The 18,299-nt window shown below is 63.8% G+C and carries 16 protein-coding genes; 11 read left to right on the forward strand and 5 right to left on the reverse strand.

Going from position 1 to position 18,299, the window contains the following annotated elements:
* Positions 1–30: 30 nt before the first annotated feature.
* The 5 genes from ACS3WA_RS09295 to ACS3WA_RS09315 all read right to left on the reverse strand — a co-directional run bounded on the left by ACS3WA_RS09295 (position 31) and on the right by ACS3WA_RS09315 (position 6,498).
* Positions 31–444, reverse strand: a complete 414-nt coding sequence (locus tag ACS3WA_RS09295; protein WP_438278245.1) for a MucR family transcriptional regulator — start codon at positions 442–444, stop codon at positions 31–33.
* A 247-nt stretch (positions 445–691) separates the two neighbouring features.
* Entirely contained in the window at positions 692–1,573 is an 882-nt protein-coding gene (locus ACS3WA_RS09300; protein ID WP_438278246.1) for a hypothetical protein, read from the reverse strand.
* A gap of 532 nt (positions 1,574–2,105) precedes the next feature.
* Complete coding sequence (locus tag ACS3WA_RS09305) at positions 2,106–3,512, reverse strand: M20/M25/M40 family metallo-hydrolase (protein ID WP_438278247.1); 1,407 nt, start codon at positions 3,510–3,512, stop codon at positions 2,106–2,108.
* Positions 3,513–3,544: 32 nt separating this feature from the next.
* The gene (locus ACS3WA_RS09310) at positions 3,545–4,846 is read right to left on the reverse strand and encodes a glycosyltransferase family 87 protein (RefSeq protein ID WP_438278248.1); all 1,302 of its coding nucleotides are present in this window, start codon (positions 4,844–4,846) and stop codon (positions 3,545–3,547) included.
* Between the two features lie 86 nt (positions 4,847–4,932).
* On the reverse strand, positions 4,933–6,498 hold the full coding sequence (locus tag ACS3WA_RS09315) for a helicase HerA-like C-terminal domain-containing protein (RefSeq protein ID WP_438278249.1): 1,566 nt from the start codon (positions 6,496–6,498) through the stop codon (positions 4,933–4,935).
* Between the two features lie 566 nt (positions 6,499–7,064).
* Here ACS3WA_RS09315 and ACS3WA_RS09320 point away from each other — a divergent pair.
* The 11 genes from ACS3WA_RS09320 to ACS3WA_RS09370 all read left to right on the forward strand — a co-directional run bounded on the left by ACS3WA_RS09320 (position 7,065) and on the right by ACS3WA_RS09370 (position 18,267).
* Positions 7,065–7,472: a DUF4332 domain-containing protein gene (locus ACS3WA_RS09320; RefSeq protein WP_438278250.1), complete on the forward strand. Its 408-nt coding sequence runs from the start codon at positions 7,065–7,067 to the stop codon at positions 7,470–7,472.
* Between the two features lie 85 nt (positions 7,473–7,557).
* Positions 7,558–8,415, forward strand: coding sequence for a dihydropteroate synthase (gene folP / locus ACS3WA_RS09325; RefSeq protein WP_438278302.1), 858 nt, complete (start codon positions 7,558–7,560; stop codon positions 8,413–8,415).
* Positions 8,416–8,431: 16 nt separating this feature from the next.
* Complete coding sequence (gene folB / locus ACS3WA_RS09330) at positions 8,432–8,797, forward strand: dihydroneopterin aldolase (RefSeq protein WP_438278251.1); 366 nt, start codon at positions 8,432–8,434, stop codon at positions 8,795–8,797.
* A 2-nt stretch (positions 8,798–8,799) separates the two neighbouring features.
* Entirely contained in the window at positions 8,800–9,291 is a 492-nt protein-coding gene (gene folK, locus ACS3WA_RS09335; protein ID WP_438278252.1) for a 2-amino-4-hydroxy-6-hydroxymethyldihydropteridine diphosphokinase, read from the forward strand.
* Positions 9,292–9,636: 345 nt separating this feature from the next.
* Positions 9,637–11,529 (forward strand): methylmalonyl-CoA mutase family protein, encoded by a 1,893-nt coding sequence (locus ACS3WA_RS09340; RefSeq protein ID WP_438278253.1) that lies wholly within the window; start codon positions 9,637–9,639, stop codon positions 11,527–11,529.
* Positions 11,526–11,990, forward strand: a complete 465-nt coding sequence (locus tag ACS3WA_RS09345) for a GFA family protein (RefSeq protein ID WP_438278254.1) — start codon at positions 11,526–11,528, stop codon at positions 11,988–11,990. The genes ACS3WA_RS09340 and ACS3WA_RS09345 overlap by 4 nt, the downstream gene beginning before the upstream one ends.
* 6 nt (positions 11,991–11,996) lie before the next feature.
* Positions 11,997–14,162, forward strand: coding sequence for a methylmalonyl-CoA mutase (gene scpA, locus ACS3WA_RS09350; RefSeq protein ID WP_438278255.1), 2,166 nt, complete (start codon positions 11,997–11,999; stop codon positions 14,160–14,162).
* A 107-nt stretch (positions 14,163–14,269) separates the two neighbouring features.
* On the forward strand, positions 14,270–15,094 hold the full coding sequence (locus ACS3WA_RS09355; protein WP_438278256.1) for a PdaC/SigV domain-containing protein: 825 nt from the start codon (positions 14,270–14,272) through the stop codon (positions 15,092–15,094).
* Positions 15,091–16,071 (forward strand): methylmalonyl Co-A mutase-associated GTPase MeaB, encoded by a 981-nt coding sequence (gene meaB, locus ACS3WA_RS09360; RefSeq protein ID WP_438278257.1) that lies wholly within the window; start codon positions 15,091–15,093, stop codon positions 16,069–16,071. The genes ACS3WA_RS09355 and meaB overlap by 4 nt, the downstream gene beginning before the upstream one ends.
* A 163-nt stretch (positions 16,072–16,234) precedes the next feature.
* Positions 16,235–16,900 (forward strand): pyroglutamyl-peptidase I, encoded by a 666-nt coding sequence (locus ACS3WA_RS09365; RefSeq protein ID WP_438278303.1) that lies wholly within the window; start codon positions 16,235–16,237, stop codon positions 16,898–16,900.
* Positions 16,901–17,004: 104 nt separating this feature from the next.
* Positions 17,005–18,267, forward strand: a complete 1,263-nt coding sequence (locus ACS3WA_RS09370) for a multidrug effflux MFS transporter (protein WP_438278258.1) — start codon at positions 17,005–17,007, stop codon at positions 18,265–18,267.
* Positions 18,268–18,299 lie beyond the last annotated feature (32 nt).

The following is an 18,299-nucleotide window of genomic DNA, read 5'->3' on the forward strand; positions in this document are numbered from 1 at the left end:
ATTCCTAATATAGAGTACCCGGAACGCACGCTATTTTCGCCGCCGGCGCTGTTGGCCAAGGCCCATGTTTTTGGCCAGTTGAGAGCGCGTGACCGCATAATTCGGGGCCACCATGGGATAGTCCGCCGGAAGTTTCCATTTGTCCCGGTACTGCTCGGGGCTCATGTTGTACTGCGTCCGCAGATGGCGCTTGAGCGATTTGAAGCGTTTGCCATCCTCCAGACAGATCAGATAGTCGGCCGTCATTGATTTCTTGACCGGCACGGCAGGCTTGGTCGGTTCTGCCGGGGATTCGCCCCGGCCGGACGACACCCGCGTCAGCGCGGCATACACCTGGCTTATGAGCGCGGGAATTTCCGATGCCGGCGTCGTGTTGTTGCTGACATAGGCCGATACGATCTCCGCCGTGAGGTCGAGAAAGCTCTTGCCTGCTAGGTCGCTCATGATCTCAATCTTCCGGATCGTGAAGCAGCATCGATACGCTCAGGCCATAGTCGGATTCAATGCAGTTGAACCAGACTATGCCTTATCCTTTCGATTGAGCATGATCTTATCCGGAAGCCGGTTTCCACTTTGCGCTGGCGCGGCTTCGGGCCGGGAGCATGCCCCTACGATCAGAATCTGCCTTTACTCGGCAAATATGAGCGGATTGCCGCCGGCGTGACAAGAACGACGCGCAGGCGCGCCAAATTTATTTCAGGGATGACCGGGCGGGCCCGTTGTCGAGATGCGCGCGCAGTTGATCGATCGATGCAAATCGCATCATGCCCTCCGGCATCTGCGCCTCGATCGTGCCGTCGGAATAGAGCGAATAGGCCATTCCGTCGACAACGCCGGACCTCAGCACCGTGACCGCGGCAATGTTCTGGCTCTGAAGGCCAGCCGGGCGATCGGCGCGCGCGCCAGAGGACGACGCCGGCGACGGCGCGCTGCCCGGCTCCAGCCGCGACCGCTCTGACCGCGCCCAGGCATCGTCGAATGATACCCGCGAGACGTCGGGATCCGGAGCGAATGTCGCTGGCGGAGACAGGCCGGCCGGATCGGATCGTTCCGCCATCGCACGCTCGCGATCCCTTCTCATCGACGACTCGAACAGGAGGTTGCGGCGATGCTTCGACGGTGGCGACGTATCAAAGGATGCCGGACGCTCCGGCGCAGCGATCTCCGGAGCGGCTGCGGCAGCAATCCGGTCGCGGGTGGGAATGTCCGCTTGCCAGCGCGCCGATTGAACGGCGGGCGTGATTGCCGGATCGCTGTCCACGCTCGGCAGGCCTTGATCCACATCCCACGGCGGAGGGTTGTTCCCGATGCCCCTGCCCGGCGCAATGGACTCACGAAGATCGGGAATGCCGCGATCCGCCGCGATCACTCCGGAATGCAGCCGGTCTGCCGCTTTCCGCACCTCGCGGATAACAAGCGAAAGGCCGATCATGATCAAGCCGGTGCAGGAAGCGATCGTCCCCGACAAGATCAGGGTATTGCCGAAGGAGAACTCCTTGACAGGGAGTCCGAAGGCGGCGGCCACCAGACCGGCCGCGAACACGGCGATCCCTCCGACCAGAAGCATTCTCATTCGTAAGCTCCGCCACTAATGGTTCGGTTCTAACATTCGCATCCCGTTTCGGCAGGTCTTTTTGCGAATTTTAGAACCATGACCAACTGGCAATTAAAAGTTCCTGGTGAAGTTCGAATTTGGCATTCGCCTGCAGCGTTTTGCTGCAGGGTAAGGTAGCGAATGACAAACCCTAATCCCACAGGCGGATACGGTTCTGTGCCCGGAATGGACGCAAGCTGCAGCGAACTTTCGAACCACCACACGAGCGCCACAAAAACGTCCCGCCGATGACGATAACGGCATGGGATGCGACTCGCCAGTCGCCAATTCGTCGCCGGCAACCGCGCGATATATGGCGGCGGAATAACTGCGCGGTTCAAACCCGAACGAGACCGCCACCGGCAAAGTTATGGCTGGCCGACATGGATCACAACTCGCCAGGTCTTGCCGGATTATGGAATTGATGTAGGCTCACGCCATCACCCTCTGCACATCACGTCAAACGCCGTCCAATCCCGGGCGGCGTTTTCACGTGCGCATAGGGATCGCTTCAGCGCGGTGCCTCCCCCAGCGCCGCAAGGATCCGCGCCCATGAGCGGATGCCCTTGTGAAAACTCTTCAGATCGTATTTCTCATTCGGCGAATGGATGTTGTCGTCGTCCAGGCCGAAGCCGACCAGCACGGTGTCGAGGCCCAGCGTCCTCTTGAAATCCGCGACGATCGGAATCGACGCGCCGCAGCCAATCAGCAACGCCTCCTTGTTCCATTCGTCGGTCAACGCCCGCTTCGCGGCGGCCAGCGGCTTCATGGTCCAGTCGAGCGCGATCGCGGGCGCGCCGGCGTGGTCCAGGAACTCGGTCGAGCAGTCCGCAGGCACGCGCGCCTTCACGTAGGCACGGAAGGCGTCGCGTATCTTTTCGGGCTCCTGACCCTCGACGAGGCGGAACGAGACCTTGGCCGACGCCTGAGCCGGGATCACCGTCTTGGAGCCCTCGCCGGTGTAGCCGCCGACGATCCCGTTGATGTCGCAGGTCGGCCGCGACAAAAGTTGCTCGATCAGTAGACGGTCCTTTTCGCCCGCGGGGATTGAGAGTCCGATGGGCTTCAGGATCCTGTCCGGCGTCAGATCGAGCTTCGCCCATTGCGCGCGGATGTCGTCCGGCAGGTCCTTCACGCCATCGTAGAAGCCGGGAAGCGTGATGCGGCCGTTGTCGTCATGGAGACCGCCGAGAATCCGGGTCAGCACCCGGATCGGGTTTTGCGCGCCGCCGCCGAAAAGACCGGAGTGCAGGTCGCGGTTCGCGGCCTTGATGATCACTTCCTCATAGACCAGTCCGCGCAGCGACGTGGTGATAGCCGGCGTATCCGGGTCCCACATGCCGGTATCGCACACCAGGGCGAAGTCCGCGGCAAGGTCGCTCTTGTTCTGTTCGAGGAACGGCCCGAAGTTTTTCGAGCCGACCTCCTCCTCGCCCTCGATCAGCATCGTCACGTCGAGCGGCAGCGAACCAGCCACCGACATCCAGGCGCGACAGGCCTCGACGAACGTCATCAACTGGCCCTTGTCGTCCTCCGCGCCGCGCGCCACGATGATCTTCCGGCCGTCGGCATGGTTCGTCACCATCGGTTCGAACGGCGGCCGATGCCACAAATTCAGCGGATCGACCGGCTGAACGTCATAATGGCCATAGAACAGAACGTGCGGCCGCGACCCGGTGTTGCCGTTGCTCTTGGCGACGATCGCCGGATGCCCCGCTGTCGGGCGGACCTCGGCGGCAAATTTCAGCGTCGCGATATCTTTGGCAAGATGATCAGCCGCCGCCTTGCAATCGCCGGCAAATGCCGGATCGGCGGAGATCGACTTGATGCGCAGCAGCGCGAACAGCCGCTCCAGGCTGTTGTCGAAATCGGCGTCGATGTGGTCGAGGACCGTCTGCAGTTGCGATGTGCCGGACATTTTGTTTTCCCTCGCGTTGCGGGTCGAATCCTTCAGAATTCTCTCTCGGATTTTTCTGGTAGCGCTGACGAATGCGGATCGCTCGCCGGTAACGGATGACGGATGTGCCACGCCAGCGCGGCGATCAGCACGAACGTCGCCGCGAGGTTGTTTCCGAGGGCCTGAAGAATCTTCGGAAAAAACGGCAGCGACAGCGCCAGCAGCGCAAACGACAGTCCGAGCGCCGCGCCGGACATCGTCCGCATCTTCGTCCGGGGATCGAACGCGGCACGATGAAACAGCACCGTCAGCGGGAAGAACAGCCACAGGAAGTAATACTGACGCGCCAGGGGCGATGCGATCGTCATCAGACAGAACAGGATTCCGACTTCCTCGGCGCTCGATCTCGATGTCATTTTCGCCCGTGCCGGAATGATTGCGATGAAGCCGAGCCCGAGCACGGCAAAGACGGCCAGCACGATCCAGTTCGCCGTCTTGTAATCGAGATCGGCGACGTTCATGTATTGCGCGGGCCTGGCTGGATCGATCTGGTTGTAATTGACCGGACGCACCAGGCGATGCGTGACGGCGATGATCGACTGGTTGACCCAGGACCAGTTCTGGGCATCGCGCTGCCCGAACCCCTGCTCCGAATTCGCTCCCACCATGCCGCGATACCAAGTGGTGAGTTCGGAAACGTTACGCTCGAAGCCGCGGATCGGAGCCGGCACCAGAAACAGGAAAATGCCGAGGCATGCGATCATGCTGATCGCGCTGGCCCATCGGCGGCGCCACAGCAGGTAGGGCAGCACGGCGACCGGAAAGACCTTGATGGCCGCCGCAAGCGCGAACATGCCTCCCGACAGCCATGCGCGCTCCTGCCAGAGCCAGCGGAAGCCGAGCAACATCATGGCGAGAAGTACCAGGTTGGGCTGACCGAGATCGAACATGTCGAAGACGAAGGTGATCGTCACGATGCCCGGCAGCGCCTCAAGCCACGGGTCAGGCGTTCTGCCCGATCCGGTCATCACATTGGAAAGCTGCGCCGTCATCCACCATGCGGCGGCATTGAGAAGGCACAGGCCGAGATACAGCGGGATTTTTCCGAACCAGCTCGGTACGGCGAGCAGGATCGCCGACAACGGCGGATACAGGAAGGCAAAACCCTCGTTCGATCCTTTCGGATACAGATCGCCGCCGTGCAGGACCTGCTGCCCGGCCCAGTACCACAGCGGATAATCCTTGGTCTTGCCGTGCCCCCATATCTCGGGGACCAGAACCTCGGCCGTCAGCAGAATGCAGGCCGCAAGAAACAGGACATCCAGCGGACGCCGAAGCGATGGCCATCTCAGCACGAGCGTTTTTCCGTTATCGCCGCGGCAACATCTTCGGCGCGCCTTGCGTTATCAGAAGCGGCCCCGCCTGCAAACTGTTGCCGGTGCTATCGTCGCAGCAATCCTCCGAGCGCGCCACGCACCAGCGCGCGACCGACCGATCCTCCGAGCGAACCGCCAACCGATTTGCCGAGATCGGAGACGATTCCTCCGACCACCTTGTTGGTGACGGTGCGCGTGACGCTGCGCGCGACCACCTGTCCCGTCGACAGTTTGCCGCGCGGCGTATTGGTGCCGAACACGGTGCCGACGATCGATCCGATCTGGCCGAGAATTCCGCCTTCCGGCGCATCGGCGGTCGCCGCGGTCCCGGCGACCCGCTTCTGGAGCACCTCGTAAGCCGATTCGGAATCGATCGCGGTGTCGTACTTTCCCTTCACCGGGCTGCCGTTCATGATGGTCTTGCGTTCTTCCGCGGTGATCGGGCCGATGCGCGCCGACGGCGGTCGCACCATCACGCGTTCGACCACGGCGGGCGTGCCGTTGCCTTCCAGGAACGACACCAACGCCTCGCCCTTGCCGAGCTCGGTGATGACCTGCGCCGTGTTCAGCTTCGGATTGGGCCGGAACGTCTGCGCGGCGGCCGCGACCGCCTTCTGGTCGCGCGGCGTGAAGGCGCGCAGCGCATGCTGCACGCGGTTGCCGAGCTGGGCCAGCACCTTGTCCGGAACGTCGATCGGATTCTGGGTGACGAAATAGACCCCGACACCCTTGGAGCGGATCAGGCGCACCACCTGCTCGATCTTGTCCATCAGCGCCTTGGGCGCGTCGTTGAACAGGAGGTGGGCTTCGTCGAAGAAGAACACCAGCTTCGGCTTCGGCGGGTCGCCGACCTCGGGCAGATGTTCGAACAGCTCCGACAACATCCACAGCAGGAACGTCGCATAGAGTTTCGGGCTTTGCATGAGCTTGTCGGCGACAAGGATGTTGATCATCCCACGCCCGTCCCGATCCGTCCGCATGAAATCGTCCAACGACAGCGCGGGCTCGCCGAAAAACTTGTCGCCGCCCTGGTTTTCCAGCACCAGAAGCTGGCGCTGGATGGTTCCGACCGTCTGTTTCGAGACGTTGCCGTACTGCGTCGTGAGATCGGCCGCATGTTCGGCAATGAAGGACAGGATGGCCCGCAGATCCTTCATGTCGAGCAGCAGCAGACCCTGTTCATCCGCCACGCGGAAGGCGACGTTGAGCACGCCCTCCTGCACGTCGTTCAGATCCATCATGCGGGACAGCAGCAGCGGCCCCATTTCCGAGACGGTCGCGCGCACCGGATGGCCCTGCTCGCCGAAAACATCCCAGAAAATCGTCGAAAATTGATCGGGCTGGAAAGTCAGCCCCATGTCCTTGGCGCGCTTGAGGATGAAATCCTTGGCTTCGCCGGGTTCGGAGATGCCGGACAGGTCGCCTTTGATGTCGGCTGCGAATACCGGCACGCCGGCGCGCAAAAATCCTTCCGCCATGACCTGAAGCGATACGGTTTTTCCGGTTCCCGTGGCGCCGGTGACAAGACCGTGTCGATTGGCGAGCCCCAGCGTCAGCCATGCCGGCTGCTCGCCTTTGCCGATGAAAATACTGTGATCGGTATCGCCGATCCCGGTCGCGGTTTCCGCCATGATCGCCTCTTCGTGATCGCATCGTCGAGCAGTCTTATTCTACTTCATGTTTTGCACTGATTGAAACCAGCGAACGGCCGCGCTGCGCTTAAAATCATCACGCTGAACCGACGCGGATCAAGTCGTAGCTGTGCACCTCTCCTGCAATGGCGAGCTATCGCGACGTTTTATGCACGAATCGAACATTCGGTCTTGCATCTCGGCAACACTCGTCACGCGATTTAAGTTCAATCGCCGTTTGTTCTGCCTCGTCGCTTGAATTTCGCATCGCAGGAGTAGCAAGATGGAATCATAAACAATGAGCCGGCGAGCAACCGGCGGAGGCGGGGTACCATGAACGAACTGGTCGAGCGGTGTGCCGCGAGAGCTGGCACCGATGCCGCTGTCGCGTGCGTAACCGTCGGCACGATTCCGGACTTTCAGCGCCAGGAAGGTCCGGCCGGCAAGGTTCAATCATTGATCGGTACGAGGACCGGCAGGGACAATACGACCGAACGGGCGCGATCTCTGCCGGCACGCCGCAGCCTCGCCTTTTCGCCTCAAGCACCTTCGTATTCCTGAACGCCATGACATATCCCATCTCCAAGCTCGAAGGTCTGAGCGCCGTCGACGCCAAGAAGCTGAGGTCCGTCGGCATCAGGACGACCGATACCTACCTGGAGGCGGCCAGCACCTCGAAAGGCCGCAAGGCGCTCGCCGCCAAGACCGGATTCAGCGAACAGCAATTGCTGGAGTGGGCCAATCTTGCCGACTACATGCGCATCCCGGGGATGGGCAACGGCAAGACCAAGCTGCTGCGCGCAGCCGGCGTCACCACGGTGCGCGAGCTGACGCATCGCAACCCTGCCCGCCTGGCTCAGGCGATGAAGGACGTGAACACCAGGCGCAAGCTCGTCAGCGTATTGCCGTCGGAGAAATCGATCGGCGACCTGATCGCGCAGGCTCGCAAGCTCCCGCTCAAGATCACCTATTGAGCCTACCCCTTCCGCAAAACCCGGCGTTTCCGAACAGGCTTTTTCGCGCCTTGACACCATGTCCGGGACCGCGCAAAGCCACCGCATGGCGGCAGCCGATTCCATATCCAGCCCTGTAACGGATGACACACGTCATCCGCTGCTGCACAGACTGCTGTCGCGGCCGTTTCCGGCCGTCATGGGCGTCCTGAACGTCACTCCCGACTCCTTCTCCGACGGAGGTCAATTCATCGCGCCCGACCGCGCGCTGGCGCAGGCGCACCGCATGATCGCGGAAGGAGCCGACATCATCGATGTCGGCGCGGAATCCACCCGTCCCTACGGCTCGCAATCGGTCCCGCGCGACGAGGAGATGCGGCGGCTGGAGCCGGTGCTGGCCACTGTTGCCGCGCTCGGCACGCCGGTGTCGATCGACAGCATGAAGTCCGAGGTCGTGGCCTGGGCATTGGAGAACGGGGCTGCCATCGCCAACGATGTCTGGGGTCTGCAGCGCGATCCTGACATGGCGAGCGTGATCGCCGCGCACGATGCACCCGTTATCGTCATGCACAACCGCGACAAGCCCGACGCCACCCTCGACATCGTGCGCGACATCGCGGCGTTCTTCGAACGATCGCTGACCATCGCGGCAAGGGCCGGGATCCCCGCCAGCCACATCGTCCTCGATCCGGGCATCGGCTTCGGCAAAACGCAGGAACAGAGCATGATCGCGCTGGCCCGGCTCGACGAGTTGCGGACCTTCGGATTGCCGGTTCTGGTCGGCGCGTCGCGCAAGCGCTTCATCGACACGGTGGTGCCGTCGGAACCGAAGGAACGGCTCGGCGGCTCGCTCGCCGCGCATCTGATCGCGGCACGCGGCGGCGCACAGATCATCCGCACGCACGACGTAGCGGCCACGGTGCAGGCGCTGCGCGTGGCCCACGCCATCGAGGCCAGAAGGTAATCAAGGATCCTCAACCATGACCGGCACGATCTTCATTCGCGGCCTCGTGATCCATGCGCAGCACGGCGTCATGCAGCACGAGACCGAAGTCGGCCAGCGCTTCGTGATGGACATCGAGCTGTCGACCGATCTGTCGGAATCCTCCCGGACCGACCGGCTCGCCGATACCGTCTCCTATTCCAGTGTGATTGCGACCGCCAGCGCAGCGTTCAAGGACGCCAATTACAAGCTGCTCGAACGCGCGGCGGGCGCGGTCGCCAACGCGGTGCTGACGGCTTTCCCGCGCGTGAACACGATCAAAGTCACCGTGCACAAGCCCCATGCGCCGATCGCGGCGATCTTCGACGACGTCGGCATCACCCTCATCCGCGGCAGGGAATAGTTTTGGCCAGCGTGCTGATCGCGCTTGGGGGCAACGTCGGAGACGTCCGCCAGACCTTCCGCAAGGCCATCGCCAACATCTGCGGCATGGCGCAGGCCGTGCTCGTCGCACGTTCCTCCGACTACGCCACCCCGCCCTGGGGCGACGAAAATCAGGACCGCTTCGTCAACGCCTGCATCGAGATCGACACCCGCCTCGACCCGCACGCGCTGCTGTACACGCTGCACAAGATCGAGAAGAAGTTCGGCCGCGAGCGCGGCACGGAAACCCGCTGGGGGCCGCGCACGCTGGATCTCGATCTGATCGCCTATGACGATGCCGTCCTCGACCGGCCGGAACTGAAGCTGCCGCATCCGCGCCTGTTCGAGCGCGCCTTCGTGCTGGTTCCGCTCGCCGAGATCGCGCCGGATCGCGTGATCGCGGGGCGAACGCCGGCCGAGGCGCTGGCCACTATCTCGACAGCGGGCATCGAGCGCCTGCCCAAACTCGACTGACCTTACCCTAGAGCCCCGCTTCTGATGGAATCAGAAGCGGGGCTCTAGGATTTTGGTTTGACGCGTTTTCTTCACGCGAACCGGTCCCCACTTCGCTCGAAAACGCTCCTAAAGGATCGTTTGGCTTGTCGGCCGCCGCATGGCATTTTGGCTAGTGTGGCGGTTCAGAAGCTCGCTCCATTTTCTCCGCAAGCGCCTCAAGCGAGCTTCTGAACCCAAACCACACTAGAATCATAAAGGTTGCTAGTGTCCCATTGATTCCGAAGTTCGCATCAAAGGTTGCTGCAGGGGCATGCGAACTTCGGAATCGGGACACTAGACGGCTTTTTCGCAACCGAGCGCACAATGCCCGCTGCTCCCGACGACGTGGTTTCCGATCTGCCGCTGGCCGCCGATTTCGCGCCGGCCACAGTGGACGACTGGCGCAAGCTGGTCGATGGGGTCCTGAAAGGCGCGCCGTTCGAGACGCTGATCGCAAAGACCTATGACGGCCTCGCGATCGAGCCGATCTATACGCGTGCGAAAGGCGCGCACGCCATCGCCAGCCGCGCAGCAGGCGCCCCCTGGCAGGTGATGCAGCGGATCGATCATCCCGATGCGGCGCAAGCCAACGCGCAGGCGCTTCACGACCTGGACAACGGCGCCAGTGGCTTGACGCTGGTGTTTGCTGACGCGATCGGCGCTCGCGGCTTTGGACTGCCGCCGACGGCGGAGGCTGTCGCAAAAGCTCTCGATGGGGTTTGTCTCGACGCAGGCATCTCGATCGAACTGGAGATGGGGCCGCAGTCGCGCGCGATCGCCCTGTGCATTGCCGACGACATCAGGACCAGAGGGGTAGACCCGGCGGCCTGTGACATCCGCTTCGGCCTCGACCCGCTCGGCGCCTGCGCGGCATCGGGATCGAGTCCCTCGCCCTGGAGCGACATCGCTCCGGCAGTCGCCGAGACCGCGAAGAAGCTCACCGCCGTGGGCTTCCACGGTCCCTTTCTCGTCGCCGACGGTCGGATCATTCACGACGCCGGCGGATCCGAGGCGCAGGAACTCGCCTTCGTTCTCGCATCATTGGTCGCATATCTCCGCGCGCTCGAAAGCGCCGGCATTGCGCTCGATGACGCGCGCGGCATGATTTACGCGCGACTTGCCGCCGACGCCGACCAGTTTCTGACGCTGGCGAAATTCCGCGCGTTGCGCCTGTTATGGGCGCGGGTCGAACAGGCTTGCGGCCTCGCGCCGAAACCGTTGTTCACTGCCGCCGAGACCGCGTGGCGGATGCTGACCCGGCGCGACCCATACGTGAACATGCTGCGCGCCACCATTGCTGCGTTTTCGGCCGGCCTCGGCGGCGCCGATAGCCTGACCGTGCTGCCGCATACGCTGGCGCTCGGCCTGCCGGACTCCTTCGCGCGACGCATCGCTCGCAACACGCAACTCATTCTGATCGAGGAATCCAATCTCGCCAAGGTCGCCGATCCGGCGGCGGGCTCGGGCGGCATCGAGGCGCTGACGCGGCAGCTTTGCGATGCGGCCTGGACGCAGTTTCAGGATATCGAGAAAGCTGGCGGCGCGTTCGCCGCGCTGACGCAGAACCTGATCCAGCGCGACGTCGCCGCAACGCGCGCGGCGCGCGAGGCCGGTGTCGCAACACGCCGCGACGTTCTCACCGGCGCCAGCGAGTTTCCAAACCTGCATGAAAGGCCGGCGGCCGTACTCGACGCTGCGACGCACGCGCCTGAGCCCTGCGGCGACGCCAAGATCACCTTCGACGCACTGGCGCCGATGCGGCTCGCCGCGGCTTTCGAACAATTGCGCAACCGCTCCGACGATTGGCTTCAAACCACCGGCGCGCGGCCGACAATCTTTCTCGCCACGCTCGGCGCCGCCGCCGACTTCACCGCGCGCGCGACCTTCGCCCGGAGTTTCTTCGAGACCGGCGGCATCGAGGCGATTGATCCGCCTTCGCCACTTCCCGTCGGGGAAACTGTCGCCCTCGCCGCCGCCTTCAAGGCATCCGGCGCACAACTGGTCTGCCTGTGCTCCTCGGATCAGGTCTATGCCGATCAGGGGGCAGCCGCAGCGCGGACCTTACATGCCGCGGGCGCATGTCATATCTATCTGGCAGGCCGGCCGGGAAAGCTGGAGGCCACGCTGCGGTCGGCCGGCGTGCAGGATTTCATTTTCGCGGGCGTCGATGCGCTGGCGATACTGAACGACGCCTGGCGGCGACTGGAGCAACGATGAGCGAGCAGGTGAAACCGTCGCTGACCGGCGGGTGTCAGTGCGGCGCGATCCGATTTGCGCTGACTGCCGCGCCGATGCGGATCAGCATCTGCCACTGCCGCATGTGCCAGAAGGCCACCGGCGCACCGTTTGCGTCTTTCGCCGATATCCCGCGCGAGAACTTCCGCTGCACCAAAGGCTCACCGGCGACGTTTCGCTCGTCCTCGATCGCCGAACGCGGGTTCTGCGCCGCATGCGGCACGCCGTTGAGCTTCAGCCGCATCGGCGGTCCGTGCATCGAAATCATGACCGGCGCGTTCGACCGGCCGGATTTGCTGGTGCCGACGCGGCAATATGGCACCGAGTCCCGGCTCGGCTGGGTCGCGACCATCGTCAACCTGCCGAGCCATACCACCATGGAAAACTACGGGTCGGAGAAGATGGCAAGCATCATCAGTCACCAGCACCCGGACCATGATTGAACGACGATGACCCGCATTCCGAATTTCGCCGATATCGCCTTCGAACCGGTCGCTCCCACTGCCAGCGGCAGCGCCGACCCGTCTACCGAACTCTGGCTGACGCCCGAGGACATCCCGGTCAAGTCGAGCTACAGCGAATCCGATCTCAACGGCATCGACTTCCTCGACACATGGCCCGGCATCGCGCCCTACCTGCGCGGCCCCTACCCGACCATGTATGTCAACCAGCCCTGGACCGTCAGGCAATATGCGGGGTTCTCGACGGCTGAGGATTCCAACGCCTTCTATCGCCGCAACCTCGCCGCCGGGCAGAAGGGACTATCGGTTGCCTTCGACCTCGCCACCCATCGCGGCTACGACAGCGATCATCCGCGTGTCGCCGGTGACGTCGGCATGGCCGGCGTCGCGATCGATTCCATCTATGACATGCGTACGCTGTTCGCGGGCATTCCGCTCGACAGGATGAGCGTGTCGATGACCATGAACGGCGCGGTGCTTCCGGTGCTGGCGCTGTTCGTTGTGGCGGCTGAGGAACAGGGCGTGCCGCCGGAGAAACTCTCAGGCACCATCCAGAACGACATTCTCAAAGAGTTCATGGTGCGCAACACCTACATCTATCCGCCCGCGCCCTCGATGCGGATCGTCTCCGACATCTTCGCCTATACCTCGCGCAAGATGCCGAAATACAATTCGATCTCGGTCTCCGGCTATCACATGCAGGAAGCAGGCGCGACGCAGGACCTCGAACTCGCCTACACGCTCGCCGACGGCGTCGAATATGTCCGCGCCGGCCTCAAGGCCGGGCTCGATGTCGACCGCTTCGCGCCGCGGCTGTCGTTCTTCTGGGCGATCGGCATGAACTTCTTCATGGAAGTCGCCAAGCTGCGCGCCGCGCGGCTGTTGTGGGCCAGGCTCATGAAAACCTTCGATCCGAAGGATGCGCGCTCGCTCTCCTTGCGCACCCATTGCCAGACCTCCGGCTGGTCTCTCACCGCGCAGGACGTCTTCAACAACGTGCCGCGCACCATGATCGAGGCGATGGCGGCGACGCAAGGTCACACTCAATCTCTGCACACCAACGCGCTCGACGAGGCCTTGGCGCTGCCGACCGACTTCTCCGCGCGCATCGCCCGCAACACCCAGCTTGTCCTGCAGCAGGAAAGCGGCACCACCCGCATCATCGATCCATGGGGCGGCTCGTACTATGTCGAGCGGCTGACGCACGATCTCGCGATGAAGGCGTGGGGCCATATCCAGGAGGTCGAGGAGCTTGGCGGCATGGCCAAGGCGATCGAAGCCGGCGTGCCGAAGCTGCGCATCGAGGAGGCCGCCGCCAGGACGCAGGCGCGGATCGACGCCGGCAGGCAGGCGGTGATCGGCGTCAACAAGTACCGACCGGCAAGCGAAGCGCCGATCGACGTGCTGAAAGTCGACAACTCCGCGGTGCGGCGTCTGCAGATCGACAAACTGAAACGGTTGCGCGGCGAACGCAACCAGCAAGATGTCGATGCCGCGCTCGCGGCGTTGACGCGGTCGGCCGGCGACGGCAACGGCAACCTGCTTGCGCTCGCCATCGATGCCGCGCGCGCCAAGGCCACCGTCGGAGAGATTTCCAGCGCGATGGAGAAGGTGTTCGGTCGCCATCGCGCCGAAATCAGGTCCATCACCGGGGTCTACAAGCGCGAGGCGTCAGCCATGTCCGACAGGATCTCAAGGGTGCAGGCGCTGATCAACGCCTTCGAGGAGGCCGAGGGCCGCCGCCCGCGCATCCTCGTCGCCAAGATCGGACAGGACGGCCACGACCGCGGCCAGAAGGTGATCGCTTCCGCGTTCGCCGACGTCGGTTTCGATGTCGATATCGGACCGCTGTTCGCCACTGCCGACGAAGCCGCGCGGCAGGCGGTGGAGAATGACGTGCACATCCTCGGCGTGTCATCGCTCGCCGCCGCGCATCTGACCACGGTGCCGGAACTGAAGGCGGCGCTGAAACGCTACGGTCGCGACGACATCATGATCATCGTCGGCGGCGTGGTGCCGCCGCAGGACTACGACGCGCTCTATAAGGCCGGCGCGGAGGCGATCTTCCCGCCGGGGACGGTGATTTCTGATGCCGCCGAGGAGCTGATCCGCAAGCTCAACGCGCGGCTCGGTCATAGCGAGGCGGCGGAATAGCGCAGGGGTCTGTTAAACTCTCCACACAATGATGCGTGCGCTTGTCGCGGGCATCCACCTCTCTATGATCCAAACGCCGAGACCAGGACGGCCGGAACGAGCCGGCCATGACGAAGGTTGCCATGATCACCAGCCTCAGTTCTTTCGCGAGTCCGCTTCAGAAGTTTTCATGTCTCATGGCAGTCCTGATACTCGCAGGCATCGCTCCTGCCATCGCAGCCGAGCCCAAGCCCGACTTCGCCGTCAAGACGAAATACATCGACGCCAGCGTCTTGCTGGACGACGGCATCAAATCGAATGCAACGCTGGCGGCGAATTGCCTTGCCGAAGGCAAGCGCTGGGTGGAACACAACCGCGCCGACGCAGCGCAGGAGTTCAAGGCCTCACCAGACCTGTTTCGCGAGAATCGCGCCTGGAGTTTCGAGCGCAGCTACAGCCGCGTTTCGCAGGTGGATGGTCGCTATGTCAGCGTGGTGCGCACCGACTATGCCTATACCGGCGGCGCGCATCCCAACACCGACATCGACACCATCCTGTGGGACGACAGCGCCGGCAAACGCATCAGCATTCGGCCGTTCTTCAAGGAAACCGCCGACAACGGCGCCACCATGAGAGCGCTGCGCGCGGCGGCCATCGCCGCCGTCAAGGCCGACAAGAAAGCGCGCGGCATCGACGACGCAGGCGGGATCGACTGGTACAAGGGCATCGAGCCGACGCTGCTGAAGGTCGGCGCGGTGACACTTGCCGCATCGACCGAACCCGGCAAAAGCGCCGGCCTCGAATTCCATTATTCGCCTTATGCGGTCGGTCCCTATGTCGAGGGATCGTTCGTCGTCTTCGTGCCTTGGCAGACCTTCGAGCCATATCTTTCGCCGCAAGGTGCTGCGATCTTCGCCGGCGACCGCGCGAAAGCAGCCAAACAGGACAAATGACTCGTCCCCTTTCGACCGACACCCTCGCGAGCGAGATCCGCGCCGGCAATCGCGCGGCGCTGGCGCGCGCCATCACGCTGATCGAAAGCCGCCGCCTCGATCACGAGGCGACCGCGCGCGAGCTGGTGCAGGCGCTGTTGCCGGCAACCGGCAGCGCCATCCGCGTCGGCATCACCGGATCGCCCGGCGTCGGCAAGTCTACAACCATCGACGCGCTCGGCATGTTCCTGATCGAGCATGGCCACAAAGTCGCGGTGCTGGCGGTGGACCCGTCCTCGACGCGCAGCGGCGGCTCGATCCTTGGCGACAAGACGCGGATGGCGCGGCTGTCGGCTTCGGACGCCGCTTATATCCGCCCCTCGCCCGCCGCCGGCACGCTCGGTGGCGTCGCGGCCAGAACGCGCGAGGCGATGCTGCTGTGTGAGGCGGCGGGCTTCGACGTGGTGCTGGTTGAAACGGTCGGTACCGGACAGTCCGAGACCGCTGTCTGCGACATGACGGATTTCTTTCTCGCCTTGATGCTGCCCGGCGCCGGCGACGAATTGCAGGGCATCAAGAAGGGCCTCGTCGAGCTCGCCGACATGATCGCGGTCAACAAGGCGGATGGCGACAACATCAAGCGCGCCAATCGCGCGGCGGCCGAATATCGCAGCGCGCTGCATATTCTCAGTCCCCGCTCCGAGCACTGGCAGCCGCCGGTCGTGACCTATTCCGGGCTGACGGGAACAGGCATTCCGGAGTTGTGGCAGAAGATCGTCGAGCATCGCACCGCGATGCAGGCGTCGGGCGAGTTCGCTGCGCGGCGCAGCCAGCAGCAGGTGAAGTGGATGTGGTCGATGTTCGAGGACCGCATGAAGGCGCGCCTGCGCGGCGATGCCGCGATCCGCGCCAAAGTGAAGGCGACCGAAGCCGCGGTCGCCGAGGGCCGCATCACCCCGGCGCTGGCGGCGGACCAGATCGCGGAGTTGCTGCGGTGAGTTGTATTAAACCTGCTTTCATCATGGCCGGGCATAGCCGTTCGAAGAACGGCGTCGCTTCCGCTCGCCTACGCCCGGCCATTCACGTCTTGTTTTCTGTGATCCGTCACAACAGAAGACGTGCATGCCCGGCACAAGGCCGGGCATGACGGCCGAGGTTCCGTTGTCTCAAGACCTCCGCATCCTCGTCACCGGCTTCGGCCCCTTTCCCGGCACGCCGTTCAATCCGACCATGCCGCTGGTCGGGCGGCTGGCGAGGCTGCGTCGGCCCGCGCTGGACGACGTCGCGATCGCAACCCACGTTTTCCGCGTCGCTTACGAGACGGTGGACCGCGAACTGCCGCAACTGCTTGCAACGCATCGTCCGCATGCGCTGCTGATGTTCGGCCTCGCGACGCGCACGCCGTGGCTCCGGATCGAGACCCGCGCGCGCAACGCGGCGACGGCGATCTGGCCGGACCTTAACGGCGCGCGGATGCGCAAGAGATCGATTGCAAGCACGGCGGGCGCGCGCGCCTTCGGGCCGCATGTCGTCAGGCTGCTGCGCGCGGCGCGGGCAACCGGCATCGACGCGCGCGCCTCGCGCGACGCCGGTTGCTATCTCTGCAACTACCTGTGCTGGCGCGCCATCGAGGCCACGCGCCAAGAAGCGGGGCCGCGCCTCGCCGCCTTCATCCATGTTCCGCCGCTGAAGCGCGACGGCTCGGCTCATGTTCCCGGCGGAATCACGCTGGAGCATCTGGCCGATGCCGGCGAGGCCATGCTGCTGGAGATGGTGAAAGCGGCACGGCGGGCGAGACACGCGGGGTTGGTTCCAAACTCATTGTGATGGCCGCGTCCTGCCCGGCGGTGGACAGTTTTGTTTGAAACGGGCATTGTGCAGCGCAGCAGCGATATCGATATGGGCTGCATGCCGATCTTCCGGACCAAACAATGACCGACGCGAGCGTGGACGGGTGGGTGTCGCAAACCCATCGGCCGATGGGGTTTCCTGAGTTCATCGCCATCGTCGCCGGCATCATGGCGCTGAACCCGATCGCGACCGACATGATGCTGCCGGCGATGCCGGATGTGCGCGCCGCTTACGGAATCGCCAATCCCAATCACGTCCAGGCGGTGATCTCGGTGTATCTGGCCGGTTTCGGTGGCGGCCAGTTCATCATGGGGCCGCTGTCGGACCGCTTCGGCCGCCGCCCGGTCCTGATCGGCGGAATGCTGCTCTACAGCGCCGCGGGCGTTTTGTCGGTGATCGCGCCGTCGTTCGGAATGATGATGCTGGCGCGCGTGCTGCAGGGCATCGGAAGCTCGGCCGCCCGCGTCATCGCCACCTCGATCGTGCGCGACTGCTACACCGGACGGCGGATGGCGAGCGTGCTGTCGCTGGCGATGATGATCTTTATCTCGGTGCCCGTCCTTGCGCCCTCGATCGGCCAGGCGATCCTGCTGTTTTCGGCATGGCGCGGCATCTTCGTGGTGCTCACGGTCTACGGCCTGCTTGCTCTGCTGTGGTGCGCGATCCGACTCCCCGAAACTTTGCCGCCGGCGGAACGCAAGCCGCTGACCGCCTCAAGCGTCTTCGACGCGTTTCGCCAGACCATCACCAACCGGCAGACCATCGGCTACGCGCTCGCCGCCGGCGGCATCCAGAGCGTGCTGTTCGCCTACGTGTTCTGTTCGCAACAGATCTTCACCGGAATCTATGGCCTCGGCGATTATTTTCCGCTCGCCTTCGCGGCGATCGCCGTCGGCATCGCCGCGGCGGGTCTCTTGAACTCGCGCATCGTCGGCCGGTTCGGCATGCGGGTGATTTCGCACGGCGCGCTCACGGGATCAGTGGTGATCTCGATGCTGATACTGCTCGCGGCATGGCAGGGTTGGCTGTCGTTTCCGGTCTACATGGTGCTGGCGATCGGCACCATGTTCGCATTCGGGCTGATGTTCTCCAATTTCACCGCGCTCGCCATGGAACCGCAGGGCCACATCGCCGGGACCGCCTCCTCGCTGTTCGGCTCCATCACCACCCTGATCGGCAGCGGCGTCGGCGCGCTGATCGGACAGGATTTCAACGGCACCATGCTGCCGTTCGCGACCGGCGCGTTCCTGTGCACGCTTGCCGCTCTCGCGGTCGTGCTCGTGGTGGAGCGCGGACGGCTGTTCGTGCCGCATAATGCGGTGGTCCAGACACCGCCGCGTTAACCCTGTCGCCAACAATCGCCTGCGTCCATCGT

This window comes from Nitrobacter sp. (assembly GCF_051535235.1).
In the GTDB taxonomy this organism is placed as follows: domain Bacteria; phylum Pseudomonadota; class Alphaproteobacteria; order Rhizobiales; family Xanthobacteraceae; genus Nitrobacter.